Origin of the sequence: Paraburkholderia sp. EG286A, from assembly GCF_040965375.1 — a bacterium.
GTDB lineage: Bacteria > Pseudomonadota > Gammaproteobacteria > Burkholderiales > Burkholderiaceae > Paraburkholderia.
Genome location: NZ_JBFRCB010000001.1, coordinates 325,196 through 351,885, shown reverse-complemented (window position 1 = coordinate 351,885; position 26,690 = coordinate 325,196). Strand labels below are relative to the sequence as shown.

General features: G+C 67.4%; 25 protein-coding genes. 14 read left to right on the top strand and 11 right to left on the bottom strand.

Features of this window, described 5'->3' with window-relative positions; translation table 11 throughout:
- Positions 1 to 24 precede the first annotated feature (24 nt).
- From hpaE to hpaI, 5 genes are read left to right on the top strand one after another with little or no spacing between them, the layout of a single operon-like run.
- On the top strand, positions 25 to 1,482 hold the full coding sequence (gene hpaE / locus AB4Y35_RS01650; RefSeq protein WP_368703086.1) for a 5-carboxymethyl-2-hydroxymuconate semialdehyde dehydrogenase: 1,458 nt from the start codon (positions 25 to 27) through the stop codon (positions 1,480 to 1,482).
- Positions 1,482 to 2,345 carry a 3,4-dihydroxyphenylacetate 2,3-dioxygenase gene (gene hpaD, locus AB4Y35_RS01645; protein ID WP_368703085.1) on the top strand — a complete coding sequence of 288 codons (864 nt, stop codon included), beginning with the start codon at positions 1,482 to 1,484 and terminating at the stop codon, positions 2,343 to 2,345. Before hpaE ends, hpaD begins: the two co-directional genes overlap by 1 nt.
- Before the next feature lie 24 nt (positions 2,346 to 2,369).
- On the top strand, positions 2,370 to 2,780 hold the full coding sequence (locus AB4Y35_RS01640; protein WP_368703084.1) for a 5-carboxymethyl-2-hydroxymuconate Delta-isomerase: 411 nt from the start codon (positions 2,370 to 2,372) through the stop codon (positions 2,778 to 2,780).
- Positions 2,780 to 3,583 carry a 2-oxo-hept-4-ene-1,7-dioate hydratase gene (hpaH, locus tag AB4Y35_RS01635; RefSeq protein ID WP_368703822.1) on the top strand — a complete coding sequence of 268 codons (804 nt, stop codon included), beginning with the start codon at positions 2,780 to 2,782 and terminating at the stop codon, positions 3,581 to 3,583. The genes AB4Y35_RS01640 and hpaH overlap by 1 nt, the downstream gene beginning before the upstream one ends.
- 16 nt (positions 3,584 to 3,599) lie before the next feature.
- Positions 3,600 to 4,382 carry a 4-hydroxy-2-oxoheptanedioate aldolase gene (gene hpaI / locus AB4Y35_RS01630; RefSeq protein WP_368703083.1) on the top strand — a complete coding sequence of 261 codons (783 nt, stop codon included), beginning with the start codon at positions 3,600 to 3,602 and terminating at the stop codon, positions 4,380 to 4,382.
- A gap of 34 nt (positions 4,383 to 4,416) precedes the next feature.
- Here the strand turns inward: hpaI and AB4Y35_RS01625 are convergent, their stop codons facing one another.
- Complete coding sequence (locus tag AB4Y35_RS01625) at positions 4,417 to 4,860, bottom strand: MarR family winged helix-turn-helix transcriptional regulator (protein WP_368703082.1); 444 nt, start codon at positions 4,858 to 4,860, stop codon at positions 4,417 to 4,419.
- A gap of 167 nt (positions 4,861 to 5,027) precedes the next feature.
- Between AB4Y35_RS01625 and AB4Y35_RS01620 the strand changes: the two genes are divergently transcribed.
- On the top strand, positions 5,028 to 5,798 hold the full coding sequence (locus AB4Y35_RS01620; protein ID WP_368703081.1) for a class II aldolase/adducin family protein: 771 nt from the start codon (positions 5,028 to 5,030) through the stop codon (positions 5,796 to 5,798).
- 4 nt (positions 5,799 to 5,802) lie between these two features.
- Complete coding sequence (locus AB4Y35_RS01615; protein WP_368703080.1) at positions 5,803 to 6,804, top strand: 2-dehydropantoate 2-reductase; 1,002 nt, start codon at positions 5,803 to 5,805, stop codon at positions 6,802 to 6,804.
- Between the two features lie 3 nt (positions 6,805 to 6,807).
- On the opposite strand, the gene AB4Y35_RS01610 is transcribed toward AB4Y35_RS01615, so the two are convergent.
- Positions 6,808 to 8,097 carry an MFS transporter gene (locus tag AB4Y35_RS01610; RefSeq protein ID WP_368703079.1) on the bottom strand — a complete coding sequence of 430 codons (1,290 nt, stop codon included), beginning with the start codon at positions 8,095 to 8,097 and terminating at the stop codon, positions 6,808 to 6,810.
- 434 nt (positions 8,098 to 8,531) lie between these two features.
- On the opposite strand from AB4Y35_RS01610, the gene AB4Y35_RS01605 reads away from it, so the two are divergent.
- From AB4Y35_RS01605 to AB4Y35_RS01595, 3 genes are all read left to right on the top strand, one after another.
- Positions 8,532 to 11,438 carry a mechanosensitive ion channel family protein gene (locus tag AB4Y35_RS01605; protein WP_368703078.1) on the top strand — a complete coding sequence of 969 codons (2,907 nt, stop codon included), beginning with the start codon at positions 8,532 to 8,534 and terminating at the stop codon, positions 11,436 to 11,438.
- A gap of 245 nt (positions 11,439 to 11,683) precedes the next feature.
- On the top strand, positions 11,684 to 12,145 hold the full coding sequence (locus AB4Y35_RS01600; RefSeq protein ID WP_368703077.1) for a cupin domain-containing protein: 462 nt from the start codon (positions 11,684 to 11,686) through the stop codon (positions 12,143 to 12,145).
- Between the two features lie 77 nt (positions 12,146 to 12,222).
- On the top strand, positions 12,223 to 12,621 hold the full coding sequence (locus tag AB4Y35_RS01595) for an FKBP-type peptidyl-prolyl cis-trans isomerase (protein ID WP_368703076.1): 399 nt from the start codon (positions 12,223 to 12,225) through the stop codon (positions 12,619 to 12,621).
- An 84-nt stretch (positions 12,622 to 12,705) separates the two neighbouring features.
- On the opposite strand, the gene AB4Y35_RS01590 is transcribed toward AB4Y35_RS01595, so the two are convergent.
- The 6 genes from AB4Y35_RS01590 to AB4Y35_RS01565 all read right to left on the bottom strand — a co-directional run bounded on the left by AB4Y35_RS01590 (position 12,706) and on the right by AB4Y35_RS01565 (position 19,572).
- Positions 12,706 to 14,040 (bottom strand): AAA-associated domain-containing protein, encoded by a 1,335-nt coding sequence (locus AB4Y35_RS01590; protein ID WP_368703075.1) that lies wholly within the window; start codon positions 14,038 to 14,040, stop codon positions 12,706 to 12,708.
- 14 nt (positions 14,041 to 14,054) lie between these two features.
- The gene (locus AB4Y35_RS01585; protein WP_368703074.1) at positions 14,055 to 15,803 is read right to left on the bottom strand and encodes an ABC transporter permease; all 1,749 of its coding nucleotides are present in this window, start codon (positions 15,801 to 15,803) and stop codon (positions 14,055 to 14,057) included.
- Between the two features lie 206 nt (positions 15,804 to 16,009).
- Entirely contained in the window at positions 16,010 to 16,180 is a 171-nt protein-coding gene (locus tag AB4Y35_RS01580; RefSeq protein ID WP_368689152.1) for a hypothetical protein, read from the bottom strand.
- Between the two features lie 882 nt (positions 16,181 to 17,062).
- The gene (locus AB4Y35_RS01575; RefSeq protein ID WP_342919167.1) at positions 17,063 to 17,461 is read right to left on the bottom strand and encodes a hypothetical protein; all 399 of its coding nucleotides are present in this window, start codon (positions 17,459 to 17,461) and stop codon (positions 17,063 to 17,065) included.
- A gap of 210 nt (positions 17,462 to 17,671) precedes the next feature.
- A complete protein-coding gene (locus AB4Y35_RS01570) occupies positions 17,672 to 18,136 on the bottom strand; it encodes a zinc-finger-containing protein (RefSeq protein ID WP_368703073.1) in 465 nt (154 codons plus the stop codon).
- A 167-nt stretch (positions 18,137 to 18,303) separates the two neighbouring features.
- Positions 18,304 to 19,572, bottom strand: a complete 1,269-nt coding sequence (locus AB4Y35_RS01565) for an MFS transporter (RefSeq protein ID WP_368703072.1) — start codon at positions 19,570 to 19,572, stop codon at positions 18,304 to 18,306.
- 233 nt (positions 19,573 to 19,805) lie between these two features.
- Here AB4Y35_RS01565 and AB4Y35_RS01560 point away from each other — a divergent pair, with 233 nt between their 5' ends.
- Together AB4Y35_RS01560 and AB4Y35_RS01555 are read left to right on the top strand one after the other, a co-directional pair.
- Positions 19,806 to 20,387, top strand: a complete 582-nt coding sequence (locus tag AB4Y35_RS01560; RefSeq protein ID WP_368703071.1) for a hypothetical protein — start codon at positions 19,806 to 19,808, stop codon at positions 20,385 to 20,387.
- Positions 20,388 to 20,611: 224 nt separating this feature from the next.
- Positions 20,612 to 21,931: a DUF2325 domain-containing protein gene (locus tag AB4Y35_RS01555; RefSeq protein WP_368703070.1), complete on the top strand. Its 1,320-nt coding sequence runs from the start codon at positions 20,612 to 20,614 to the stop codon at positions 21,929 to 21,931.
- 62 nt (positions 21,932 to 21,993) lie between these two features.
- Here the strand turns inward: AB4Y35_RS01555 and AB4Y35_RS01550 are convergent, their stop codons facing one another.
- From AB4Y35_RS01550 to AB4Y35_RS01540, 3 genes are all read right to left on the bottom strand, one after another.
- Positions 21,994 to 22,317 (bottom strand): winged helix-turn-helix domain-containing protein, encoded by a 324-nt coding sequence (locus AB4Y35_RS01550; RefSeq protein ID WP_133183914.1) that lies wholly within the window; start codon positions 22,315 to 22,317, stop codon positions 21,994 to 21,996.
- 139 nt (positions 22,318 to 22,456) lie between these two features.
- Positions 22,457 to 23,062: a nitrogen fixation protein NifQ gene (locus AB4Y35_RS01545; RefSeq protein WP_368703069.1), complete on the bottom strand. Its 606-nt coding sequence runs from the start codon at positions 23,060 to 23,062 to the stop codon at positions 22,457 to 22,459.
- A 25-nt stretch (positions 23,063 to 23,087) separates the two neighbouring features.
- Positions 23,088 to 23,516 (bottom strand): molybdopterin-binding protein, encoded by a 429-nt coding sequence (locus tag AB4Y35_RS01540; RefSeq protein WP_069261529.1) that lies wholly within the window; start codon positions 23,514 to 23,516, stop codon positions 23,088 to 23,090.
- A 175-nt stretch (positions 23,517 to 23,691) separates the two neighbouring features.
- On the opposite strand from AB4Y35_RS01540, the gene AB4Y35_RS01535 reads away from it, so the two are divergent.
- Both AB4Y35_RS01535 and AB4Y35_RS01530 read left to right on the top strand, forming a co-directional pair.
- Positions 23,692 to 24,585, top strand: coding sequence for an extracellular solute-binding protein (locus AB4Y35_RS01535; protein WP_368689144.1), 894 nt, complete (start codon positions 23,692 to 23,694; stop codon positions 24,583 to 24,585).
- Positions 24,582 to 26,450, top strand: coding sequence for an ATP-binding cassette domain-containing protein (locus AB4Y35_RS01530; RefSeq protein ID WP_368703068.1), 1,869 nt, complete (start codon positions 24,582 to 24,584; stop codon positions 26,448 to 26,450). The genes AB4Y35_RS01535 and AB4Y35_RS01530 overlap by 4 nt, the downstream gene beginning before the upstream one ends.
- Positions 26,451 to 26,690 lie beyond the last annotated feature (240 nt).

Genomic DNA, 26,690 nt, shown 5'->3' with positions numbered 1-26,690 from the left:
AATCGAACACGGACTACGTTAGACATGCGAATCGACCATCTGATCAACGGCCGCGCGCACAGCGGGCGCGACTACTTCGAGACCGTGAATCCGGCCAACCAGGACGTGCTCGCGGAAGTGGCGCGCGGCGGCGCGGAGGAAGTCGATCTCGCGGTGCGCGCCGCGAAAGACGCCTTCCCCGCCTGGGCGGCCACGCCCGCCGCGGAGCGCGCGAAGGCGATTCGCAAGCTCGGCGAGTTGATCGCGAAGCATGTGCCCGAAATCGCGCAGACCGAAACGAAGGACACGGGCCAGACCATTTCGCAAACCGGCAAGCAACTCGTGCCGCGCGCCGCCGACAACTTCAGCTACTTCGCCGAAGTCTGCACCGCCGTGGACGGCCACACCTACCCGACGTCCACGCATCTGAACTACACGCTGTTTCATCCCGTGGGCGTGTGCGCGCTCATCTCGCCCTGGAACGTGCCGTTCATGACCGCCACGTGGAAGGTCGCACCCTGCCTCGCGTTCGGCAATACCGCGGTGCTGAAGATGAGCGAGCTGTCGCCGCTCACGGCCTCGATGCTCGGCCAGTTCGCGCTCGATGCCGGCATTCCGGCAGGCGTGCTCAATATCGTGCACGGCTATGGCAAGGAAGCGGGCGAGCCGCTCGTCGCGCACCCCGACGTGCGCGCGGTGTCGTTCACGGGCTCGACGGCCACGGGCAACCGCATCGTGCAGGCCGCGGGCCTGAAGAAGTTCTCGATGGAACTGGGCGGCAAATCGCCGTTCGTGATCTTCGACGACGCCGATTTCGAGCGCGCCCTCGACGCCGCCGTGTTCATGATCTTCTCGAACAACGGCGAGCGCTGCACGGCCGGCTCGCGCATTCTCGTGCAGCGTTCGATCTACGCGAAGTTCGCCGAGCGCTTCGTCGAACGTGCGAAGCGCATCAGCGTGGGCGATCCGCTCGACGAGAAAACCATCGTCGGCCCGATGATCAGCCAGGGCCATCTCGCGAAAGTACGCAGCTATATCGAACTCGGCCCGAAGGAAGGCGCGACGCTCGCGTGCGGCGGCCTCGACGCGCCGGCGCTGCCCGACGCGGTGAAGAACGGAAACTTCGTTCAGCCGACCGTGTTCGTCGATGTCGATAACCGCATGCGCATTGCGCAGGAAGAAATCTTCGGCCCGGTGGCGTGTCTGATTCCCTTCGACGACGAGGCGCACGCGATCCGCCAGTCCAACGACATCGCCTATGGCCTGTCCAGCTACGTGTGGACCGAGAACACCGGCCGCGCGCTGCGCGTGGCCGCCGCCGTCGAAGCGGGCATGTGCTTCGTGAACAGCCAGAACGTGCGCGACCTGCGCCAGCCGTTCGGCGGCACGAAGGCTTCGGGCGTGGGCCGCGAAGGCGGCACGTGGAGCTACGAAGTGTTCCTCGAGCCGAAGAACGTGTGTGTTTCGCTCGGCTCGCATCACATTCCGCACTGGGGCGTGTAATGGGCAAACTCGCGCTGGCAGCCAAGGTCACGCACGTGCCTTCGCTGTACCTCTCGGAACTGGACGGCCCCCACAAGGGCTGCCGCCAGGCGGCCATCGACGGCCATCACGAGATCGGCCGCCGCTGCCGCGAGCTGGGCGTCGACACGATCGTCGTGTTCGATGTGCACTGGCTCGTGAACAGCGAGTATCACATCAACTGCGCGCCGCGCTTCGAAGGCGTCTACACGAGCAACGAGCTGCCACACTTCATCAAGAACATGCCGTATGCGTATCCGGGCAATCCGCAGCTTGGCCAGCTGATTGCCGATGTCGCGAACGAAATGGGCGTCAAGACGCGCGCCCATAGTGAAACGACGCTCGACCTCGAATACGGCACGCTCGTCCCCATGCGCTACATGAACGGCGACGAACATTTCCGCACCGTTTCGGTCGCGGGCTGGTGCATGTGGCACGACCTCGCCACCAGCGCGCGCTTCGGCCTCGCCGTGCGACGCGCGATCGAAGAGCGCTACGACGGCACGGCGGCGATACTCGCGAGCGGATCGCTGAGCCACCACTTCGCCAACAACGGCACGGCCGAAGCCTTCATGCACAAGGTCTGGGACCCATTTCTCGAAGCGACCGATCGCAACGTCGTGGCGATGTGGGAGCGCGGCGACTGGAAAACCTTTTGCGCCATGCTGCCGATGTACAACGAAAAGTGCTGGGGCGAAGGCGGCATGCACGACACCGCCATGCTGCTCGGCGCGCTGGGATTGGACCGCTACGAAGGCCGCGCGGAAGTCGTCACGCCGTATTTCGGCAGTTCCGGCACCGGGCAGATCAATGCCATCCTGCCGGTCACGCCTCTGCCGGTCTAAGCGGCTAAAGCACGGGAAAACGCCATGCCCCATCTCACCCTCGAATACAGCGCGAATCTCGCGGACGCGAGCAGCATGAGTCAGCTATGCGAATCGCTTGCCCACGTGCTCGACGCGCAACGCGATGAAAGTGGCGCACGCGTCTATCCGCGCGGCGGCATTCGCACGCGCGCGCTGCGCTGCGAACAGTACTTCGTTGCCGACGGCGATCCCGGCAACGCCTTCCTGCACGGCTGCCTCAAGATCGGCGCGGGCCGCTCCCAGGCTGTGCGCCGCGCGACGGGCGAGGCGCTCTTCGAGGCGATCAAGCTGCACTTCGCCCAAGCCTTCGCGTCGCACGGCCTCGCGCTCTCGCTCGAAATCGTCGAGTTCAGCGAGGAAGGCGCGTGGAAGCACAACAACCTGCACGCCAGGCTCAAAAACGTGAGTTCATGATGCTCGATCAGCAAACCATCCGCGAGCTGGCTGCACGGCTCGACGAAGCAGAACGCACGCGCACGCAGCTGCGGCATTTTTCGCGGTCGCATCCGGACATGACGATCGACGACGGCTACGCGATCCAGCGCGAGTGGGTCAAACTCAAGCTCGCCGCGGGCCACACGATCAAGGGCCGCAAGATCGGCCTCACGTCGCGCGCCATGCAGCGCGCGTCGCAGATCGACGAGCCCGACTACGCGCCGCTGCTCGACAGCATGTTCATCCCCGCGGGCAGCGAGATTCGCGCCGACCGCTTCATCGCGCCGCGCGTGGAAGTGGAACTGGCGTTCGTGCTGAACCGGCCGCTGCAAGGGCCCGACGTCACGCTTTTCGACGTGCTCGACGCCACGGCCTACGTGACGCCGGCCATCGAGATCATCGACGCGCGCATCGAGCAGTTCGACCGCGAAACCAAAGCGCCGCGCAAGGTGTTCGACACGATTTCCGACTTCGCCGCCAACGCGGGCGTCGTGCTGGGCGGCCGCCCGGTGAAGCCGCTCGACGTGGACCTGCGCTGGGTCGGCGCGCTGCTCTACAGGAACGGCGCCGTGGAGGAAAGCGGCCTGGCCGCCGCGGTGCTCAACCATCCGGCGACCGGCGTTGCGTGGCTCGCCAACAAGATCGCGCGGCACGACGAGCGCCTCGAAGCCGGCGACGTGATCCTGAGCGGCTCGTTCACGGCCCCGGTTCCGGCGCGCGCGGGCGATACGTTCCATGCCGACTACGGCCCGCTGGGCGGCATCGGCTTCCATTTCATCTGATCAGGACGCCGAAATCATGGCCGTACCCGCCAACCCGTTCAAGCGCGCGCTCGCGCAAGGCCACCCGCAAATCGGCCTGTGGGCCGCACTCGCCGACGCGTACGTGAGCGAACTGCTTGCGAATACGGGTTTCGACTGGCTGCTGATCGACGGCGAGCACGCGCCCAACGATCTGCGCAGCACGCTCGCGCAACTGCAGGCCGTCGCGCCCTACCCCACGCACGCGATCGTGCGGCCCGTGCGCAACGACGCCGCCATCATCAAGCAACTGCTCGACATCGGCACGCAAACGCTGCTCGTGCCGATGATCGAGAACGCCGAGGAGGCGCGCGCCGCCGTCGCCGCGACGCGCTATCCGCCGCACGGCGTGCGCGGCGTGGGCAGCGCGCTTGCGCGTGCCTCGCGCTGGAATGGCTCGGCCGACTATCTGCATCATGCGGCGGAAGAACTTTGTGTACTGGTCCAGGTGGAAACGGCAAGCGCGCTCGCCCAGCTCGAAGCCATCGCGCAGGTGGAGGGCGTGGACGGCGTGTTCTTCGGGCCCGCGGACCTGAGCGCTTCGATGGGCCTGCTGGGCCAACCGGGCTCGCCACCGGTGCGCGAGGCGATCTGCAACGGGATTCGCACCGTGCGCGCGCAAGGCAAAGGCGCGGGCGTGCTCGCGGCCGATCCGGTCATTGCGAACGAATATCTGGAAGCCGGCGCGACGTTCGTCGCCGTGGGCAGCGACGTGTCCTTGCTCGCACGCAGCGCAAGCGAACTGGCCGCGAAATTCCGCCAGCCCGCGGCGCGCGGCTAACGCGCGCTCACTCCACCACGCGCGGGGGCGCGCTTCATTCGCCCGCTTCCCCGCTCTGCACGAGCTTGGCGAGCACGCTCGCCAGCACTTCGCGCTCGTGCTCGCTCAGCGTGGCGAGAATCGCCTCGTTCGTCGCCTTCGAGATCGTCGCGGCGCGCCGGTAGGTGCTGCGCCCCTGCGCCGTGAGCGCCACGAGCACGCCGCGCGCGTCCGCCTCGTTCGAGGTCTTGGCGAGCAGGCCCTTGCGTTCGAGCACGTCGGTGGCGCGGCTCGCCTGGCTGCGGTCGAGATTCGACACGCGCCCGAGATCCGACACCGACAGCGATCCGAACGCGCCCACGCTGAGCAGCAGCCGCGCCTCCGTGAGCGACAGGGAAAGCGCTGCCTCGAACGCGTCGCCCATCGTGCGATCGGTCTGCTTCTTGAGCACATGGAGCCGGTAGGTGAACAGCTCCGCGATGTTGTACTTCCCCGTCATGGATCTTCCCGCCAGGTTTTCACCGGCCGCGAAATGCGGCCACGGCATCAGGATAGCATCGATGAAAGCCCTTTTCTGCAGGCATTTCATGGAAAATTTGATGCTTGCACACGCATTTATTTGCGCGTAGGATCGGCCTGATCAGAGCCCGCCACGAGGAGACTTTCATGAATGAAAACATCCAGCGCACGCGCCCCGAATGGTGCGACCCCACGGAATGGGCGGCGCGCGTGCAGCTTGCCGCCGTGTATCGCGTGTTTCATCTGATGGGCTGGACCGAGCTGATCTTCAATCACATTACGCTGCGCGTGCCCGGCCCGCACAAGCATTTCCTCATCAACCCGTTCGGGCTCACGTATGACGAAATCAAGGCCTCGAATCTCGTCAAGATCGATCTCGAAGGCAATATCCTGAGCCCGAGCGAATACCCGATCAACCCGGCCGGCTTCGTGATTCACAGCGCGATTCATGCAAACGTGGCAGACGCGCATTGCGTCATGCACACGCACACCACGGCAGGGCTCGCGGTGGCGTGCATGGAAGGCGGCCTCGCGTATACGAACTTCTATTCGGCGCAGTTGCACGACATGGTCGCCTATCACGATTTCGAAGGCATCACCGTGCACGCCGAAGAAAAATCGCGCATCCTGAAGTCGATGGGCGACAAGCGGCTGCTGATCCTGCGCAATCACGGGCTGCTCTCGCATGGTGTGACCCTCGCGCACGCGTTTGCGCTGCTGTGGACGCTCAACCGCGCGTGCGAAGTGCAGGTCGTGACCGATTCGATGCGCGGCCAGACGCTGCCGATCGCGCCCGCCATCACCGAACGCTCGACGCGCGACGCCTTGCAGTTCTCGCCCGAACACGGCGCAGGCCAGAACGTGCTCGACGCGCTGGTCCGCCGCGTCACGCGCATCGACCCGTCCTATCTGGAGTGAAAGTTTGAACACACCGAATCAGAAGATCACCGTCGTCGGCGGCGGTGCGATCGGCGGCCTGATCGCGGCGCGTCTTGCGCGCGCGGGCATCGCCGTGAATCTGCTCGCACGCGGCGCGCATCTGGAAGCGATTCGCCGCGACGGTCTCACGATCGTCGAAGGCGACACGCGCTACACGCAAGCCGTCAACGCCACGAACGACGCCGCCACGCTCGGCGCGCAAGACATCGTCTTCGTTTGCCTGAAGGGTCAGGCGCTCGCCCAGTCGGCCGCTTCGCTCGCGCCGCTGGTGGGCCCGCACACGCATATCGTCTCGGCGATGAACGGCGTGCCCTGGTGGTTCCTCCACGGCTTCGGCGGCACGCACGCGAACGGCCGGCTCGAAGCGGTCGATCCGGGCGGTGTCGTCTCGAAGGCATTGCCGCCCGCGCAGGCTTCGGGCTGCGTCGTGCATCTGTCGTCGTCGATTGCGGGGCCGGGCGTGATCCGCAAGGGCGGCGGCAATCATCTGATCGTCGGCGAGGGCTCGGCGCACATGGCCACGCGCGCACAGGAAGCGCGCGAGCTGCTTGCGCAGGCCGGCTTCGAGGTCACGAAGGCAGAGCCGATTCAGGCCGATATCTGGGCGAAGCTCTGGGGCAATATGACGATGAACCCCATCAGCGCGCTCACGCGCTCGACCGCCGACGTGATTCTCGACGACCCGCTCACGACTCAACTCGTGAGCGCGGTCATGGCAGAGGCGCGTGCGATTGGCGAAGCGCTCGGCATTCGCCTCGCGATGACCATCGAGGAGCGCAACGCGATCACGCGCAAGCTCGGCGCGTTCAAGACTTCGATGCTGCAAGACGTCGAAGCGCAGCGCTCGCTCGAAGTCGAAGCGCTGCTAGGCGCGCCCTATGAACTGGCGCAGCGTGTGGGCGTCGCGGCGCCCTCGCTCGGCATGCTCTACGGTCTGGCGCGGCAGCTCGACGCGAATCTCGAAGCGGCGCGCCAGAAAGGCTAACCGTCAATCCTCGAGCGGCTTGCCCGTAAGGTCGCGAATGAACGGCAACGCGAGGCACGAGATCGCCACGCACGCCATCACGTACCACGCGGGCGCGAGCAGATTGCCCGTGCTCTTCACGAGCCAGGTGGCAACGGTCTGCGCGAAGCCGCCGAAAATCGCCACGCCGATGCCGTAGACGATCGCCATGCCTGTCGCGCGTACGGCGCGCGGGAACATCTCGGGCAGCATGGTGATGGACGGCGCGGCCTGCAGCCCAAGCAGCACGCTCAGGCCGCCTACGGTGGTCAAAAGACGCGTGGCGTCCGGGCCGCTCGCGAGCCACAGGAACGCCGGGTAGATCAACAACAAGACGCCCACGCGCGGCCAGAAGATCAGAGCGCGGCGGCTGAACCGGTCGCAGAGCAGGCCCGATACGGGCGCCACCAGAAAGGTCACGACGCCGGAAACGAGCCCCGCCAGCAAGGCCGTGGGCGCGGGCACCTTCAGTTCGTGAATCGCATACGTCGGCATATAGAACGTGACGACATAGGCCGTGACCGTGGAGCCGATCGTCAGCAGGATGCCGAGCGCGGCGCGGCGCCAGTGGTCGCGCAGCACGGCGAGCACCGGCATGCGCACCACGCTCGCCTGCTGCGGCAACTGCTCGTCCAGACGCCGGCGAATCCACATGCCGAGCGGCGCGATCGCCACGCCCATGAGGAAAGGCACGCGCCAGCCCCAGGCGAGCAGCGTGTCGGCGGCGAGGAAAGTCGTCAGGAGTCCCGCCGTTAATGCGCCGAGCGAAACGCCCATCCCCTGGCTCGCGAACTGCCAGCTGCCGAGCAGGCCGCGATTGACGGGCGTGCCCGCCTCGATCAGCAGCGTGGTGGAAGCGCCCACTTCGCCGCCCGCGGAAAACCCCTGCAGCAGGCGCGCGAACACGATCAACACCGGTGCGGCCACCCCGATCTGCGCGTAGGTGGGCGCGAGGCCGATCAGCATGCAGCCCAGCGCCATCATGAAGATGGTGAGCGTCATGGCGGGCTTGCGTCCGGCGCGATCGGCATACGCGCCGATCACGACGCCGCCCAGCGGCCGCATCACGAAGCCCACGCCGAAGGTCGCCACCGAGGCCAGCAACTGCCCGTAGCTCGACATGGTGGGAAAGAACAGCTTGCCGATGGTCAGCGCGAAGAAGCTGTAGACGGTGAAATCGAAGAATTCGAGCGCATTGCCGATCGTTGCGGCGACGATCAACTGCGTGCGGCTCAATTTGCCCTTGCGCACTCCGGTCATGCTGACGCTGTTCATGGCTCTCCTCGTCGGCCTCTGGCGGGCCTGAATGTTGACCGTGCAACGGTAGCACTCGCGCGGGCGCACGCGCCACTGATCAAAACCCGCGTAGGCGGCAGACCGCACGGCATTGAAGCGTCCCTTTTATCGGCGCCCCGGCGTGCGCACCTCATCCGCGTTCGTAAGGTAAAAGAGGCATACTCCCGGCATAGTCAGCACTCACGTTTCGCGCGCCGCGCCGTTTTTGGCGGTTCCGCAAACGCCATGCGGGCCACCCACGCACAAAGTGGGCACCAAACTTGCGGCAGCGCGTCGAACGTTCCGACGAATCGGGCGGCGGCAGGCTGTGCGCCGCGCCAACGCGCTTCCAGCCGCGCGTTTCGTCCCGCTGTCTTTTCCTCCGCCGCCACTGAAGGGTCGCCGCAGTCGCGACCCGTAAGCCAATGACAAGGATGTCCCTTTCTTCTGCCTTTCGGTTCCCGCGCGCATCGCGCCTGCATGCTCTCGTCGCCGTCCTCGCCGTTTCAGCCGGCCTGACGCTCGCGCTCGGCGCGTCGAGTGCGGCGGCGGCGACACCGGCCACCGTCGCCGAAGCGCTCAGGCCCGGCACGAGCCCAGCGCATCCCGCCCAGCCTGCCGCGCCCGCCACTAGCGCCAACGCGGCCAACCCGGCCGCCCCCGTGGCGCTCACGCCCACCCAGGCGCAAGCCGCCCTGCAGGTTCTCGACGATCCCGTGCAGCGCGGCCACATGGAAGACACGCTGCGCGCCATCGCCGCCGCCGGCGCGCTGGCCGTGCCCCCCTCGGCGAGCGCGCCGGCCAGTGCGCCCGCCGCGGCCTCCGGCGCGGCGGCGGCCACACCCGCTTCGGCGCCGCTCGCGGGCGCACTGCGCTCGAACGGTCTGGTCGTGCAGATCGCCGATCACGCCGCGCACGGCGCACGCGCGATCGGCCAGCATCTGAACCATACGTTCGCGACGCTGCTCGGCCTCTGGTCCACGCGCAACTGGTGGCAGGACCATCTGAACACGCCGGAAGGCCACGCGCTGCTGCTCGCGTTGCTGCGCGTGCTGCTGCTCACGCTGGTGCCCGCGCTCGCGCTCGCCACGGTGCTGCGCCGCGTCGTCGCCACGCCGGAGCGTGCCATCGCCGCGCATCAGGCCGCGAAACAGCGCGAGAACGCCGGCCCCCCGCAAGGCGGCACACCGACGCCGCAGCCACAAACGCCTGAAGCAACGGGCACGAGCCTCGCGCTCGCCGCGCAGGCGAAAGCCGCCGATGCGAAGGCCGACGCGGAACAGGACGCCCTGCGCGAAGCCGCCGGCATGGAACCGGCCGAGGGCAAGGACGGCAAGGACGACAAGGACGGCGACCCGAACGCCGGCCCCAACGCGAACGCCAGCGCCAACGAGGCGGCGCGCGCCACCGTAGTCGCGGCGCAAGCCGAGGACAACGCCGGCGCCTCGCCGAAGACCGCCGCCGACCGCGCGAAGGAGGCCTACCACGCGCTGCGCGGCGCGCATCACTGGCGCCTCTTGCAGCGTCTGCCGGGCGCGTTGCTCGTGATGCTGCTCGAAGTCGTGCCCGTGGTCGCCTTCGGCCTGTGCGCCGCAGGCGTGCTGTCGCTCTTCGGCCCCGACGACGCCGCGCCCGCCGAAGCCGTCGGCCAGATCGTCGATACGTATGTGATCTGCCGCGTGATCGTGATGTTCGGCAAGCTGCTGTTCGCGCCCGACGCGGCCGCGTTGCGCCTCGTGCCGCTGCCCGACGACTGGGCCGCTTACGCGCAGCGCTGGCTCGTACGCATCGCCGTGATCGGCGGCGTGGGCGGAGCGATCGGCGGCGCGGTGCCGCTCGGCATGACCGAGGACGCGCATCTCGCGCTCGTGAAGGTCGTCACGCTGGTCGGCCACCTCGCGCTCGCCGTGATGATCCTGCAGCTGCGCCGCCCCGTGGCCGACGCCATGCGCGCCGCCGCCGCGCGCCATGGCTCGTATGCCTGGTTCATGCAATGGTTCGCCGACATCTGGGTTGGCGTCGCGCTCTTCGTCGTCCTCGCGCTCTGGTTCGTCTGGGCGCTCGATCTGCGCGGCGGCTACGCCGCGCTGCTGCGCGCGGGCGGACTCTCGCTCGTCGTCCTGCTCGCCGCGCGCGTGAGCGCCATCGTGCTGCTCGGCGCGTTGAGCCGCGCGTTCGGCTTGCGCGAGGATCAGGAGAAAATGAGCTTCGGCCAGCGCCGTGCGTATCGCTATTACCCGGCGCTGCGACGCATCGTCGTCGTGGCGATCTGGATCGTCACGCTCGACCTGCTGCTGCACGTCTGGGGCCTGCGTCCCGCACGCCTTCTCGCGCTCGCGCCGATGGGGCATCTGCTGGGCTCTGCACTCCTCACTATCGTGATCGCCGTCATTGCCGCCGTCGCGATCTGGGAGTTCGCGAACGGCGCGGCCGAGCGGCGCCTGAACGCCTGGACCGACGCAGGCGACTTCGTGCGCGCCGCGCGCCTGCGCACGCTCTTGCCGATGTTCCGCACCACGCTGCTCGTTTCGATCCTCGTCGTGGTCGGGCTCACCGCGCTCTCGCAGCTCGGCGTGAACACCGCGCCACTGATTGCGGGCGCGAGTATCTTCGGCGTGGCGCTCGGCTTCGGCTCGCAAAAGCTCGTGCAGGACTTCATCACCGGCATCTTCCTGCTGACGGAAAACGCCATGCAGGTGGGCGACTGGGTGACGGTGGCGGGCGTCTCGGGCACGGTCGAGTTTCTCTCGATCCGCACCGTGCGCCTGCGCGGCGGCGACGGTTCGCTCTACACCGTGCCGTTCAGCTCGGTGACGACCGTGAACAACACGAATCGCGGCATCGGCAACGCGGCGGTGAAGGTGCAGATCGCGCATGGCGTGGATCTGCAGCGCGCCATCGACACGCTCAAGGACATCGGCGCCGAGATCCGCAAGGAAGACGCGTTCAAGAACGGCATTCTCAGCGACTTCGCCTACTGGGGCGTGGATCAGGTGGATGGCGCGGCCGTGACGCTCGTCGGGCAGATTCAGTGCAAGGACTCGGCGCGCTGGGGCGTGCAGCGCGAGTTCAACAAGCGCGTGTTGCTGCGCTTCACGGAACGCGGCATCGAGCTGGCGAATCCGCAGCGCAACTTCCTCATCGGCATGGCGCGCGGTGACGATGTCGAAGGGCATACGTACGGCGACGACGATCACGACGACGACGCCACCGACAACGATCGCGGGCGGGCGCAGGCGCACGGCGCTTCGAAGACGGCTTCGCAAGGCGGCAAGCCGCGCCCTGGCCGCGCCGGTGCATCGGGCGACGGTAACGGGTCGTCGAGCGGCAAGCCGAATTGATGGGTCGGCACCCTGGCCGGTGCGCGGCTCGCGCGCGCCGGTCTCACCCGTCGCTTCGCCCGGTCCATCTCCCGAAAAATCTCACCGATACGCCGCAAGCCACCTCGCGGCGCAACGCTGGCAGGGTAAAGTTCTCCGTCTAATCAAGGGTCTGCGCGCGGTAGCATGGTGCGCCGCACGCGCGGCGCGGTGAGTCCCGAAGAAGCTCACCTATGCCTCTGCCTTCGCAAATTGTGGAGTCGTCCATGCCGAAGATCGACATCGCGAGCGTGCCAAAGCGTCAGGGCACCGGCTATCCCGCGCCATTCGACGCGCCATGCGCCGAGCGTGTCCGCCAGCGGCTCGGCGACGCCGGCGGTCTGCGCGACTTTGGCGTCAACTTCATGCACTTGCCGCCGGGCAACTGGTCGAGCCAGCGTCACTGGCATTCGGACGAAGACGAATTCGTCTACGTCCTCGAAGGCGAGTTGACCCTGATCGAGGACGATGGCGAAACCGTGCTGCGCGCGGGGGACTGCGCGGCGTTTGCGAAGCACTCCGGTAACGGGCACCACATGATCAACCGGTCGGATCGCGTCGCCGTGTATCTCGAAGTCGGCTCGCGTTCGCCGGCAGACGTCATCACCTGCTCCGACGTCGACATGATCAGCCCCAGCAGCGACGGACGGTTTCTGCACAAGGACGGCACGCCGTACGCGAGCGCCTGAACCGTCGTACCGGCAACGAACCGGGACCCGGGTCGCGCGCCCGATATAATCGATTTGCCATTCAACGAGGACCTCTCATGAAATCACTGATTGCCCTGGTCGCCGCTGCCACCGTTGCCACGACCGCGTTCGCCGCCAACCCCATCGACAAGTTGCCGTCGGGCGTCGTCGTCGAACACATCAAGCAAGGCACCGGTCCGCAGCCCAGCGCCACCGACGTCGTGCGCGTGAACTATCGCGGCACGCTCGCGAACGGCACCGAATTCGACAGCTCCGACAAGCATGGCGGGGCGGCGACCTTCCCGCTCAATCGCGTGATTCCGTGCTGGACCCAGGGCGTGCAGAAGATGAAGGTCGGCGGCAAGGCGAAGCTGACCTGCCCGGCGGCGACCGCTTATGGCGATCGCGCGGTCGGCCCGATCCCGCCGAACAGCGACCTCACGTTCGAAATCGAGCTGATCGGAATCGGCCAGTAAGGCCAGCGGATTCTGAAGACAAAAAAACGGGCGGTTGAGGTGTCACCCTCGCCGCCCGTTTTTGTTTTTGCAAGGACGCAGGCGTTACGCCTCGACGTCCTCGAAACTGAAGATTTCCGACTGGTCGTTGTACGAGAAGACCTCGCCGTAGCGCGCCCACTCGATCACGGTATCGAGCGTTTCTTCGGCGTCGACATCGGAAAGCACGTCCTCCAGCTCCTGCTCGAAGCGCACGCGCGGCGCACGATGGCCGGGCCGCTCGTCGAGCACCTTCTTGATCCGCGCCGCGAGTGGCACGTTGCGCAGCAGGTGGTCGGCGAACATGAGCTTGCGCGCCTGCGTGCCCATCTCCGCAAACACGCGTGCGGGCGGCGTGAGCAGCACATCGCCTTCGCGCACGTCGGCGAAGCCGAGCTGCTGCAGCATTTCCACGATCGGGAACAGGTCGTCGACTTCCAGATGCAACGAGCGCGCGATTTCCGGCATGTCGGCGCGGCCGTGATACGGCGCGGCCGCCAGCGTCTCGATCAGACCCGCCATGATGTTGGTCGACACGTCCGGCAGACGGCTGCCCACTTCGAGACGGCGAGTCGTGGCCTCGGCGGCTTCGCGCGCCGTCATCTTCGCGTAGATGTCGTCGACGAGCTTGCGGAACGCCGGGTCGAGACGGTTGCGCGGATGCTTGAACGGCACCTTGATCTCGGCCGACACGCGCCCCGGATTCGACGACAACACGAGAATGCGGTCGCACATGAACACCGCTTCCTCGATGTTGTGCGTGACGATCAGCACGGACTTGATCGGCAGACGCCCTTGCGTCCACAGGTCGAGCAGATCGGTACGCAGCGTTTCGGCGGTCAGCACGTCGAGCGCGGAGAACGGCTCGTCCATGAGCAGGAGCGTCGGGTCGACCACCAGCGCGCGCGCGAACCCCACGCGCTGGCGCATGCCGCCCGACAGCTCACGCGGGTAGGCGTTTTCGAAGCCGTCCAGACCGATCAGGTCGATGGCCGCCAGCGCCCGTTCGCGGCGTTCGCGCGCGCCCACGCCTTGCGCTTCGAGGCCCGCTTCCACGTTCTGCAGCACGGTGAGCCACGGGAACAGCGCGAAGGTCTGGAACACCATCGACACGCCTTCGGCGGGCCCTTCGAGCGGCTTGCCGAGCCAGTTCACCTCGCCTTCGGTCGGCTCGATGAGCCCGGAGATGATGCGCAGCAGCGTGGACTTGCCCGAGCCGGAACGGCCCAGCAAGCCGACGATCTCGCCCTCGCGCAGTGTGAGGTTGACGTCGTCGAGCACGAGGCGCTCGTCCTCTTTCTTCGCGAAGCCGCGCGAAACATGCTTGACGGCGAGCACTTCCTGGCCGGGAGTGGGCCGCATCGGCAGCAGGTCGGATGAGACGATTTTCGGATTCAGCATGATGTCACTCCATCTCAATCGAGGCGCAGCCGGGACTCGGCGTACGTGTACAGCGGACGCCAGAGCACGCGGTTGAACAACGTAACGAACAGGGACATCATCGCGATGCCCAGAATGATCTTCGGGAAGTCGCCAGCGGCGGTCGTTTGTGCGATGTACGAGCCGAGGCCATGCGCGACGACTTTCGTATCGCCCCACTGCACGAACTCGGAGACGATGCTCGCGTTCCATGCGCCACCGGAAGCCGTGATCGCGCCCGTGATGTAGTACGGAAAAATGCCCGGCAGCATGGCCTTCTTCCACCATTGCCAGCCGCGAATGCGGAAGTTCGTGGCCGCTTCCTTGTAGTCGTTCGGATACGCGCTGGCACCCGCGATCACGTTGAAGAGGATGTACCACTGCGTGCCGAGCACGATCAGCGGCGACAGCCAGATGTCAGGGTTGAGATGAAAGCGCACGATCACGATCACGAACACCGGGAACAGCAGGTTCGCCGGGAACGCCGCGAGGAACTGCGCGAGCGGCTGGACCTTCTCGGCGAGCGACGGGCGCAGGCCGATCAGCACGCCGAGCGGCACCCAGATCACCGAAGCGATGGCGATCAGGAGCAGCACGCGCAGCAGCGTGATGAGGCCGAGCACGAACACGTGCCAGACTTCATCGAGCGTGACGCCCGTGCGCACATAGGCCACCACGCGCCACACCACGAACACGGTCAGCGCGATCACGAGCACGGCCCAGACGATGTCGCCGATGCGCGAGCGCTTGCTGATCGTGGTGACGACGGGCAGCGACTTCGGCAGTTGCACGCGCAACGGAATGCGCGCGAGCGTGGCGAGCAGGAAGCCCATCGGCACGAGCAGACGGTGAATGAGGCGCGTGCGGCGAATCAGATCGAGCAGCCACGATTCGGGCGCGTCGCCCGAGCTCGTGTTCTCCATGCGGAACTTGTCGGCCCAGGCCACGAGCGGGCGGAACAGGAACTGGTCGTAGGCGAGAATCACCACGATCATGGCGAGGATCACCCAGCCCACGGCGTGCAGGTTCTTTTCCGCGATCGCCTGCGCCAGATACGCGCCGACACCCGGCAGCGTGATCGTGTTGTTGCCCACCGTGATCGCTTCGGAGGCCACCACGAAGAACCAGCCGCCCGACATCGACATCATCATGTTCCAGATGAGGCCCGGCATCGAGAACGGCACTTCGAGCTTCCAGAAGCGCTGCCAGCCCGTGAGGTGAAAACCTCGCGAGACCTCGTCCAGATCGCGCGGCACCGTACGCAGCGACTGGTAGAAGCTGAAGGTCATGTTCCAGGCCTGGCTCGTGAAGATCGCGAAGATCGCCGCGAGTTCGGCACCGAGCACGCGCGAGGGAAAGAGCGCGAGAAAGAACGTGACCGTGAACGAGATGTAGCCGAGCACCGGCACCGACTGCAGGATGTCGAGAATCGGCACGAGCACCTGGCCCGCGCGGCGGCTCTTCGCCGCGAGCGTGCCGTAGACGAGCGTGAAGATCAGCGATGCGACCATCGCCGCGAGCATGCGCAGCGTGGTGCGCATGGCGTACTCGGGCAGGTTCGCGGGATCGAGCGAGATGGGCTGCGCCTTCAACGTGGCGATGGGCGCCATCGTTTCGTGAAAGCCCACGGCCGCCATCGCGATGAGGCCGATCATCAGCGGGAACGCCACGAAGTCCCAGCGGTTCGGCAGCACGCGCCACGCCGAGGCGTTGGCCGTGCGGTTCAGGTTGAAGCTGAACTCCATTAGCGGCCTCCGTTGGCGAGTACAGGCGTGGGCACGAGCACGCCGGCGCAGGCGCGCGCTGCGCGGCGGGTCGTTCGCAATGTGTGGTTGAACTGGTTCATGTCGAAGCACCGGCGATGGGTTATTGCGCGAATCCCTCGCGCGGCGCGTAGGGCCGGCCCGGCCGGCTGGGCATACGCGCGGGGATCCGTTACTGCTTGTCTGATTCAGACCCGAAACACGCGCGCTCGCAGGTCTCGCCAGCGCGCGGCGAGTTGCGATTCCCGGCAGGGCGGCGGGGCGCTCGCACGCTCACGCGCGCCGAGCACATCGGGATGGAGGGTGTGCTGCGTTTGCTGCAGTTGCGACAGATGCGGCAAAAGAAGGCCGAAGTTCATACTGGTTCTCCTGGCGTCGCGGGGGACGCGTTGGGGAGGAAAGCCAGCAGACCCGGCAGAGCGCTTCGTTCAGCGCGCGGCGGCTCGCGTCTGCCCGCTTTCCTCAGTGCAATTCAAAAGGAAGCGGCATAACGGATAACTGTCACTGTCAGACATCGGAACTCCTTATCGTCACGGCGGCTGACCCCAGGGCTTGCATCGAGCCGGTGGCTCGAACGCGAAGCGGCTTCAAGGGCTGCAAAGCGCGCATGTGTCGATCCGCGCGTCGCGCGCAGGGCGCAACGAACGAACCGTGCCGCAAGCGCGCATCGATCAGGGCGGGCTTACGGCGCGATGTCGGCCATCCGCGGCGCTTGATACGGTCAAGGCGCTGCGGCGTCGGTCGACGCTATTCAAGAGTGCACGAGGATTTACTGCTGGACGCGCACCATCTGCCTGGCTGGCAAGACGGCGGCTGAAAGAAAGGGAGCGCGGACGTCCTGCCGGTCAGGCAGCGAAACTGTTCGAAGATCGACAACTGCTACTGTCCAAGGCGTCAGCCCCTTTTGTTAAGACGGGCGAATTTTAGGCGCGCCACCTGTCCGAAGTCAACACGATTCGCGTCCCGCGTCAAATCTCGTGCCAATGTCGCCACAGCGCCCGCTGGCGGCCCGCGTCGGGCTCGCCCCTGGTTCGCTCCAGCGCATCCCAGGCTCGACCGGAGCGGCCATGCATTTTTTGGGGATGCATCGCCGGCGGCCTTCCGTCCATCGCCTCGATCCGGCTCGTCTTTCAAAGAGGGATCGTTCACTTCACCATACTGCCTGCTGCCCACTGCGTCTGTGCGGCGACGGTCATTCCACCTCGCCGCAAGGGGCGTACCCGACGTGCCCCATCCTCACGTCACGCGCTCTTGCGCAAGGCCTGCTGGCTGGCATCGCCCGCGCCCATGCGCTCGAGCCGCTCGCTTGCCTCGGTCAGCGCCCACAGCGGCGCGCCTTGCAGCTGCCGGTCGTACACACTCACGAGCTGCGCAACCGCCTCGAAGCCCGCTTCGTCCAGCTGCCAGCCGCCGCCCGTGTTGCCGCGCTCGAAGCAGGCGATCAGCGCGGCATCGGCCGCCCGCACCTGTTCCGGCTCGAGCACGCCATATCCGGCCTCCGCAATCGATTGCGCGAGCACGTGAGCATGGAGCAAGGCGCGTGCGTCGTCGCCGGTGCCGCCGCGGCGCAGCGCGGCGAGCGCGAGATGTACCTGCAGCGCGAGCTCGTTGGCGACCGCGCGCGGGATCGGCAGCAGCATCGACTTGCTGCGTCGGGGGCGACCGGCTTGCGAGCGCTGCGGAAAAGGGATGGTCCTGGCCATGGAAGGGCAAGTAAGAGTCTGTTCCGTGCAATAACGGCACGGCGCGCCGAAGGTTAAGCGCCGACCCTCAAATCGAATGTAACGATCAGTGACAGACATGCGCCGCGCATCGCCTGATGGGCGGGCAAGCGGCTGGCGGCGGCCGGCTCAGCGCGGTTCGCGCTCGCCCCCGCCCTCGGTGCGCCGCGCGGCCATGAACGCCTCGATGTGGGCGATGGCCTGCTCGCACTGCTCGAGGCTCAGGAGGTGGATCGACGGATTGGGCAGGTCGAAGCCCAGCTCCTCCCCGAGCCAGCGGATGGCCTTGCCGCGCGCTTCGAAGGCGTTGACCTTGTCGCGCCGCATCTTCGCGGCCACCAGCGGTTCGAGCGCGTCGTGCAGGCGGCTCTTGGCGTCGCGCAGGGCGGCGTTGGCAAGCCGGCCGAGCGGCACGTTGCGCGTGCTGCGCGCGGGCACGCCGATCCAGGCCTCACAGGGCGTGCAGACCCAGAGCGGGCCATGATCGTCGCGATACGGGTAGGCCTCGTCGGCAAAGCGCGCGAGCACCGCTTTCGCGCCGCAGTAGTCGCACAGCGGCTGCGGCAGCGCCTTGACGGGGCGGCCTACGCGCATGCGGCGCTCCTCGGGGCGATGGTCGATGGATGCATGACTTGATGGGTGGATGAGAAAAACGGCGGTCCGCTACTTCCGCTGCGGCGAGCGGGCCCTGGAGCAAGGATAACGGCAAACCCCGGCGCGCGGCAGCGGCGGGACGGGGCGCCGCAGGCGGCCGCGCGCGATCAGTTCGCGCTGGCGGTGGCGTGCGCCTCTTCGCGCTCGAGCGAGCGCGTGTCGCGCAGGGCCGGAAAGAGCCGCATCCACAGCAGCGCGACGCAGATCGTCGCCACGCCGCCCACCAGCACGGCACGCTGCGCGCCCCACCAGCCGGCGGTGAGCCCCGACTCGAACTCGCCAAGCTGGTTCGACGTGCCAATGAAAAGCGAATTGACCGCGCTCACGCGGCCGAGCTTTTCATCGGGCGTGCGCAGCTGCACGAGCGACGTGCGCACGACCACGCTCACCACGTCCGACGCGCCCAGCACCGCCAGCGCCATCAGCGACACGACGATGTTGTGCGAGAGCCCGAACGCAATCGTCGCGCAGCCGAACACGATCACGCCGCCGAACATCGCAAGACCCGGCCGGCGCCGCAGCGGAAAGTGCGCGAGCCAGATCGAGCCCGCCAGCGCGCCCGCGGCCGTCGCCGAGCGCAACAGACCGAGCGCGATGGGCCCGGCGTGCAGGATGTCGCGGGCGAACACGGGCAAGAGCGCCGTCGCGCCGCCGAACAGTACCGCGAACAGATCGAGCGACAGCGCGCCGAGAATGACGGGCTGCGAACGGATGAACGCGATGCCCGAGAACACCGACCCGAGCGTGACGGGCGCACGCGCGGGCGGTTTCGCGCGCAGCGGGATCGTGCCCGAGAGCGTGGCCGCCGCCGCGAACGCGAGCGAGCAGGCCGCATAGGCCGGCGTCGCGCCGATGCCGTACAGCAGGCCGCCCAGCGCCGGGCCGACGATGTTCGCGGTCTGGTTCGCCGAGGTCGACCACGCGGTCGCGTTCGGCAGCTGCGAGCGCGGCACGACGCCCGGCAGCAAGGACGAAATGGCGGGCGACTCGAACGCACGCGCCGCGCCCACGCACGCGGCGAGCGCGTAGATGAGCGGCGCGCTCAGCCAGCCGCCGACGGTGCCGGCCGCGAAGGTCAGCGCGGCGGCGCATTCGATGAGCTGGCAGACGGATGCGATGCGTCTGCGGTCGTAGCGGTCCGCCACGTGGCCGACGACGAGCGTGAGGCAGAACATCGGCAGGAACTGCGCGAGGCCGACGAGACCGAGCGCGAACGCGCTATGCGTGAGCGCGTAGATGTGCCAGCCCATGGCGACGGCGAGCATCTGGAACGCGAGCGACGACAGCACGCGTGCGCCATAAAAGCGCCGGAAACCGCGATTGCGCGAAAGGCTGGGCGGGTCGTCGGACGCCGCCTCCGGAGAAGGTGTGGTCATTGAACAGCGGGAAAAAGCGAAAAATCGGGTGCGTGCGCAACGAGGCGTGAAGGGGGAATTTTAGTTCATGCGACGTGGCGCCACAGAAACACGGGGCCGCGCGATTCATGCGCTCCCTCTCTGAATCGCTATATCCTATAGAATACATCGCACGACCATCCAGCAGACGGAGGCAGGAATTGGCGAGTAGTCGGCGCCTCGTAAGCGCAACACCGGCAACATCGATACCGCGGGTGCGTCGCGCACCCGCGCGGGCCGGCGCGGACGGCTTCGCGGCCACGATCACGACGCTGCGTCCCGCGTCAGGGCGCGAGCGCGCGGAGCTGATCCGCGACCTGATCGACGCGTTCCGGCGCCTGCGCAACAGCATCGAGCGCTTCGAGCGCATGCTCGCGCGTGGCGACGGCAGTGGCGGTGGCGGCATGGGTGACGCGCACGCGGCGCCAGCCGGGGCGTCGCTGCAGCCGCTCCTCGTCGCGCTCTCGCGGCGCATCGATCTGGCCCGCTTCGTCCGCCAGCGCGAACTCAAGCGCGCGATTCGCGACGCGCGCCGCCTCGACAAGACGCGCGATGCGCTTTTCAGCGACGCGTTCTGTCTCGATACCGAAGCGCTGCGCCGCACCGTGGCCGAACTGGAGCGGCTCGATGCCGCCTTCGTCGGGCTCGGCGTCGAGCATGTGCTCGCGCAGCATGCCAACGCGGCCGACGCGCACTGTGAAACGCTTTCACGCGAGGCGGCCGCGAGTCGCTCAGTGGCCAAAGCCGTCACCGCCAGCGCCGTCGAAGCAACGCTCGTGCGCGAACCCGCCGCCTGATCCGTGTCCCTGGCCACCATCCGGCCTTCGTTATATTCCATGGTATATTGCGCTGTCGGCGCGCGGCCAGCCGGGGGCGCCCAGCCGGGGGCGCCCAGCCGGGGGCGCCCAGCCGGGGGCGCCCAGCCGGGGGCGCCTGGCCGGGGGCGCCTGGCCGGGTCGAGGCACAGCCGCCGCACGCGCCCATGCACCGCCCCGCGTTCCGCAGTGGATCAGAGGTCATCATGCACGCACCGCCGTTCCGCCTCGCCCGCACGCCGGGCGGCACATCCGCCGAAGAGACCACGCTGCGCGGCCTGACGAGCGCAGACTGCTGCGGCCCTTCGCAAGCCGAACTCGCCCGCGCGCGGCAGCGCACGCGCCTCGTCGAACTCGACGCCCATCTGCATTGCTCCATCATCGGCACATGCCTGAGCACGCACGAGCTGCGCAAGCTCGTCCCGAAATTCACCCGGCTCGACGCCCAGCGCGCGAGCGATCTCGAGATCCATCACGCCGCCGTCGAGCTGGCGATAGAAGGCAGCGCGGGCGGCAAGGCACTGCAAAAGGCCCTCGACACGCGCTATGCCGGCGCGGTGCGCCGTTTCGCCAGTGCGCGCGACACGCAGGCCGTGCTCGCGCTCTGGAACGAAGCGCTCGCGAACGGCGACATCCCGCCCGCATACTGGGCGGTGATGACACATCCGGCCACGACGATGGAAGTGCGCCAGGCCGCGTTCGGCGAGCTGCACATGCTCTCGCACCTGGTTGGCGCGGCCAACCGCGCGGATTTGCGCCGCCTCGTGGCGCTGGAAGCGGAAAACGCCGAATTCCGGGCCAAAATCGAGCGCCAGCAGGCGCGTCTGCACGAGATGAGCCGAGAGCGCGACGCCGCGCGCCATGCCCTCGATGCGCAAACCGCACAGCTGGCGGCGCAGCGCGAGACGACGCCGCAGCACGCGCAGCTCGAAGTGCTGCAGGAAGCGCTCGCGGCACGCGACGCGCGGGTCGCCCTGCACACGAGCCGCCGCGAAATCGCCGAGCAGCGCGCGCATGCCGATGCCGCCGCGCTCCACACGCTGCGCGCGCAGCTCGACGAGGCCCACGCGCTGATCGACGCCTTGCGCGCCGAAGTCCATGCGATGGAGCAGACCACGCAGGCGCACGAAGACCCGCAGGCCCAACGCGCGCTTCCCGAAGATGCATTAAAGGGCCGCCGGATCGTCTACGTGGGTGGCAGGCCGGGTTCGAATCACGCGCTCAGGCGCTGGGTGCAGTCGGCGGGAGGCGAGCTGACCGTGCACGACGGCGGCGTGGAGGATCGCAAGGGGCTGCTCGCCGCAGCGCTCGCCAACGCGGATCTCGCGGTGTTTCCCGTCGACTGCATCGACCACGATTCGATGAGCACGCTCAAGCGCGTGTGCGAACGCCACCAGGTCACGTGGCACCCATTGCGCACGGCGAGCCTTGCCAGCTTCGTCGAGTTGATGATGCGGCTACATGCGAACGCGACGCCGACGCTTGCGGCGGTGCCCGTCTCGCGTTTCTGCCTGCGCCACGGCTAGACGCCTGGCGTTGGCGGCTGTGCGCCGCCGCGTCACATCACGTCACATCACGTCACATCGCATCAGGATTTCACGAGTTTGACGAGTGCTTCGATCTCGGCCTCGCAGACCGCCGCGGCGCGCGCCTCGATGCTGCGATACAGGCGCACGATCTCTTCGCCCACGGGCGTGAGCATGCTGCCGCCGCCGCTCTGCCCGCCATGCTCCGAGACCGTGGCCGGCGACTCCAGCGCGCGGTTGAGTTCATCCATCAGCAGCCACGCGCGACGGTACGACATGTTCATGCTGCGCGCCGCAGCCGAGATCGAGCCATGCTCGCGAACGGCCTCGAGCAGCGACACCTTGCCTGGACCGAGCGCGATCGTGCCGTCCTGGATGATGCGCATGCGAAAACGCACCTCGGGTCGGGCCGGTTGCTGCGCCTGGGCGGGCGCGGGAGCGTCCGCGCGCGGTTGATCGTTGGGGGACTTGGTCATGCGCGCAAGGATACACGATGCGTGCCGCACCCCGTTCCCCTCTGGATGGCTAATGACCAGCAGGAAAACAGAAGCCGAAGTCCTCGCAGCCGGGGCAACCGGGCGCCGGGCCCGGCGTGGCGCCCGATGCCAGCGCGAGTTCGCGCGCCAGCAGCTTCTTCCAGCGCAAGCCTTCCACGTTGCGCGCCACGACTTCGGGGAAAAAGCGCTCCAGCATGCCTGTCACGTCATCGCGGCCACGCAGGCCGAGATCGCGCCACAAATGATCGGGGCGCAGGCATGCGTGGGCAATGATCGCGGCGAGGCAACGCACATCGTCGGGGTCGGCTTGCGGCGCGGCAAGCGCCACGAGAAAGTCATGCATTGCCGTGGCGAATGCAGCATGCGACGCATCGGCCATCACGTGCGTGTGCGGCGCTTCACTCGTCACCGCGCACACGAAGTGCCGCGCCCCGAGCGCGTCGATCTGCGCGCGCGTTAGACCGAGCAACGGCAATTCGCCGCGCACCGCGCGCGCCGCGACGAGCCGTGCGAAGAGCCAGGCATCGGGCGTGCGCGGCGTCTCTGGCGCCCCCGTTAGGGCGTCGCAGCGCGCGGCGGCCAGCGCATCGACATCGCGCGGCGGCGCGCCGGGGTCGTGACTGCCCTGTGTCATTGCACTCACGTGCGCTCGCAACGCATCAACCGTCTACGCCGACGATCACGCTCGAGGCCTTGAAGAGCGCCGCGGCCTGCTTGCCCGCCGCGAGGCCGAGACGATCGACGCTGTCGTTCGTGACGATGGCCGCGATCTGCGCGCCGCCCGGGGCCGCGAGCACGACTTCCGCATTCACTGCGCCCTTCGTGACCGACGAAACCGTGCCCGCCACGACGTTGCGCGTGGACACCTTGCTCGCGTCGCCGTCGACCATGAGGATCACCGACGATGCCTTCACGAGCGCGAAGGCCGGCTTGCCAGCGGCAAGACCCAGCGAAGCGGCGCTGCCATGCGTGATGATCGCGACGATCTCGAGGCCGCCGTCGGCGCGCAGCGTGACTTCGTCGTTGACGGCGCCGGCCTTGACCGCACTGATCTGGCCGGAGAAATGGTTACGGGCGCTGGTGCGCATGAGGGCCTCCACAATTGAACAGGACAATGAACGGGGAAAAGAACTGGCCCCCCAGTTTAGCCGTGTCAGTGTGACGCGCACAGGCATGGATCGCCAAAATAGCGAATGTCGCAAGCACATGAATACAGCAGTCCATCGTAATATATGGGCCTTTATAACGAACGGGGTGTCGAACATGTTTATCCGCAAGCTGGTGGCTTCAGTCGTCGTGATGAGCGGTGTGATGGGCGCGATGGGCGCGAGCGCCAACGCATTCGCCGACGAATCCGATGTCAACGTGCTCTATGCAGGCTCGCTCGTGAACCTCATGGAGAAGAGCGTGGGCCCCGCGTTCGAAAAGGAAACGGGCCTGCATTTCAAGGGCTATGCAGCCGGCTCGAACAAGATCGCCAATGAGATCAAGGGCAAGCTGCGCCGCGGCGACGTGTTCATCAGTGCGAGCCCGAAGGTCAACGCGAGCCTGACGGGCGAGGCCAACGGCAATCACGTTACGTGGTACGTGAATTTCGCCGAATCGCCGCTCCTGATCGGCTACAACCCGAAGAGCCGTTTCGCCGGCGACTTCAAGACGAAGAAGTGGGATCAGGTGCTGCAGGAACCGGGCATCCGCCTCGGCCGCACCGATCCGAAGCTCGACCCGAAGGGCGCCTTCACCGTCGAGCTCATGACGAAGGCCGCGCAGGCGTACAACCAGCCTGACCTCGTGCAGAAAACGCTTGGCACGCCGGAGAATCCCGAGCAGGTGCTGCCGGAAGAAACGCTCGTTGGCCGTCTGCAGTCGGGCCAGCTCGACGCGGGCTTCTTCTACTCGACCGAAACGTCCGACCTGAAGATTCCGGCGATCCATCCCGCTCCTGAACTGAAGATCAAGGCGAACTACACGCTCACGATTCTCAACGACGCACCGAACAGCGCCGGCGCCGCGCGCTTCGTGAACTTCCTGCTCTCGGCAGAAGGCCGCAAGCTGCTCGCCGAGCACGGCGTGGATGTGACCAAACCCGCCGTCAACGGTCAGACCCAGGCGATCCCGCCGTCGGTGCAAGCCGTAATCGACGCCGCACAGCAATGACACAAGCCGCGCAACGTGCCGAACAGGTTGCCGTGAAACGCGCCCAGCCGCTCTGGTGGCTCGGCGCGCTGCTCGCGGTCTACCTGTGCGCGCCGTTCGTTGCGAGCATTCCGCAGATCGGGCAGGCGGACTGGGCCGGCGTCGACTGGCACGCCACCTGGTCGGCAGTGGGCGTGTCGGTCGCGAGCGCGAGCGTGGCCGCGTTCATCATCTTGCTGGGCGGGGTGCCGCTCGGCTACTGGCTCGCGCGTTCGCGCGCGCGCGGCATTGCCCTGCTCGGCTTCGTCGTGCAGTTGCCGCTCGCGCTGCCGCCGCTGACGAGCGGCGTGCTGCTGCTGTTTCTCATCGGACCGTATAGTGGCATTGGCCAGCTCTTCGGTGGCTCGCTCACCGACTCGTTCACGGGCATCGTGCTCGCCGAGACCTTCGTGGCGGCGCCCTTCCTGATCGTCGCGGCGCGCTCGGCGTTCAGCGCCGTCGATCCCGTGTACGACGACGTCGCCGCCACGCTCGGCCATCACGCCGCCAGCCGGTTCTTTCGTGTCACGCTGCCCATTGCGTGGCCCGCCATCCGCGCGGGGCTCGCGCTCGCCTGGCTGCGCGCGTTCGGCGAATTCGGCGCGACCGTGATGGTCGCGTATCACCCGTATTCGCTGCCTGTGTATACCTACGTCGTGTTCGGCGGCCAGGGCCTGCCCGCGATGATGCCGCTCCTGCTGCCCACGCTCGGCATTGCGATCATCTGCGCGGTGCTCTCCGTCTATAGCCGCAGCGCACGCTCGACGCTGGCGGTGAACGTGGACTACGGCGACGAACTCACCGCTATCACGCCGGCCGCCACCGCGGCCGAAAACGCCGGCCTGCGTCTCGCCTTCGCGGCGCGCCGGCACCTCGGCGCATTCACGCTCGATGTGGCGTGGCAGCCGCAAACGCGCCGGCTCGCGATCATCGGCCCTTCGGGCTCGGGCAAGTCGCTCGCGCTGCGCATCATCGCCGGGCTCGAGCGCAACGACGCGGGCGCTGTCACGCTCGGGGCGACCGACCTCGGCGCGCTGCCGCCCGAGCGCCGCCAGATCGGCTACATGCCGCAGGATTACGGGCTCTTCCCGCACATGACGGTGGCGCAGCAGCTCGCGTTTCCCGTCGATGCCGACGCGGCCAGCGCGCGCTACTGGCTCGCGCACCTCGGCCTCGACACGCTCACCGAACGCCTGCCTCGCCAGCTCTCGTTCGGCCAGCGCCAGCGCGTGGCGCTCGCGCGCGCGCTCACGCGGCACACGCAACTGCTGCTGTTCGACGAACCGTTCGCCGCGCTCGACACGCCGCGCCGCCGCCTTCTGCAGCAGTCGTTGCGGGCGCTGCAACGCGAGGTAGGCGCGGTGACGGTGATCGTCACGCACGACCCCGACGAAGCGGCGCTGCTCGCCGACGAAGTGCTCGTGATCGAACAGGGAAGCGTGCTGCAGGCGGGCGCCGTGGCCGACGTGTTCCAGCGGCCCGCCACGCTGCGCGTGGCCGAACTGCTCGGACTGCACAACGTCGGCGAGGGGATCGTGCGTGCCGGCGGCACGATCGAAACGCCGACGGGACTGCGCCTGCCCTGCGCCGATACCTCGCTTGCGGTGGGCACGCGCGTAATGTGGCGGGTCTCGCCGCGCGCGCTCGTCGCGACGCAGGAAGGCGCCTGGCAAGGGCGTATTGCGGGCACGTCGCTGCGTCACGGCGACCGCTACGTTACCGTCGAGATCGCCGGAGAAACCTTCGATATCGCCGCAGAAGATGCGCCGGCATCGCATACCGGCGAGCTGCGCTTCTCGATCGACGCGAACGGCGTGCTTGCCTGGCCGGCGTCGCAGGGCGCCTGATTCACGCCTCCTGAAAACGCTCACCTTTCGCGCCGACGGACCTGCACCGTTGTCGCGGCCGATGACAAAAAAGCCCCGGCTAAAGGGGCTTTTTGCGTAAACGGTTAGCGATTCGATACGCCATTTCGCACCGTTGCTCACGGTTCCCGAAAACTCTCACCTTTTGCCGTCTCGCGCTCACGCGCGCAAGGTTTCGACTGCGAACACCTGGTAGTCGGCAATATTCGCATCCCTTAACCT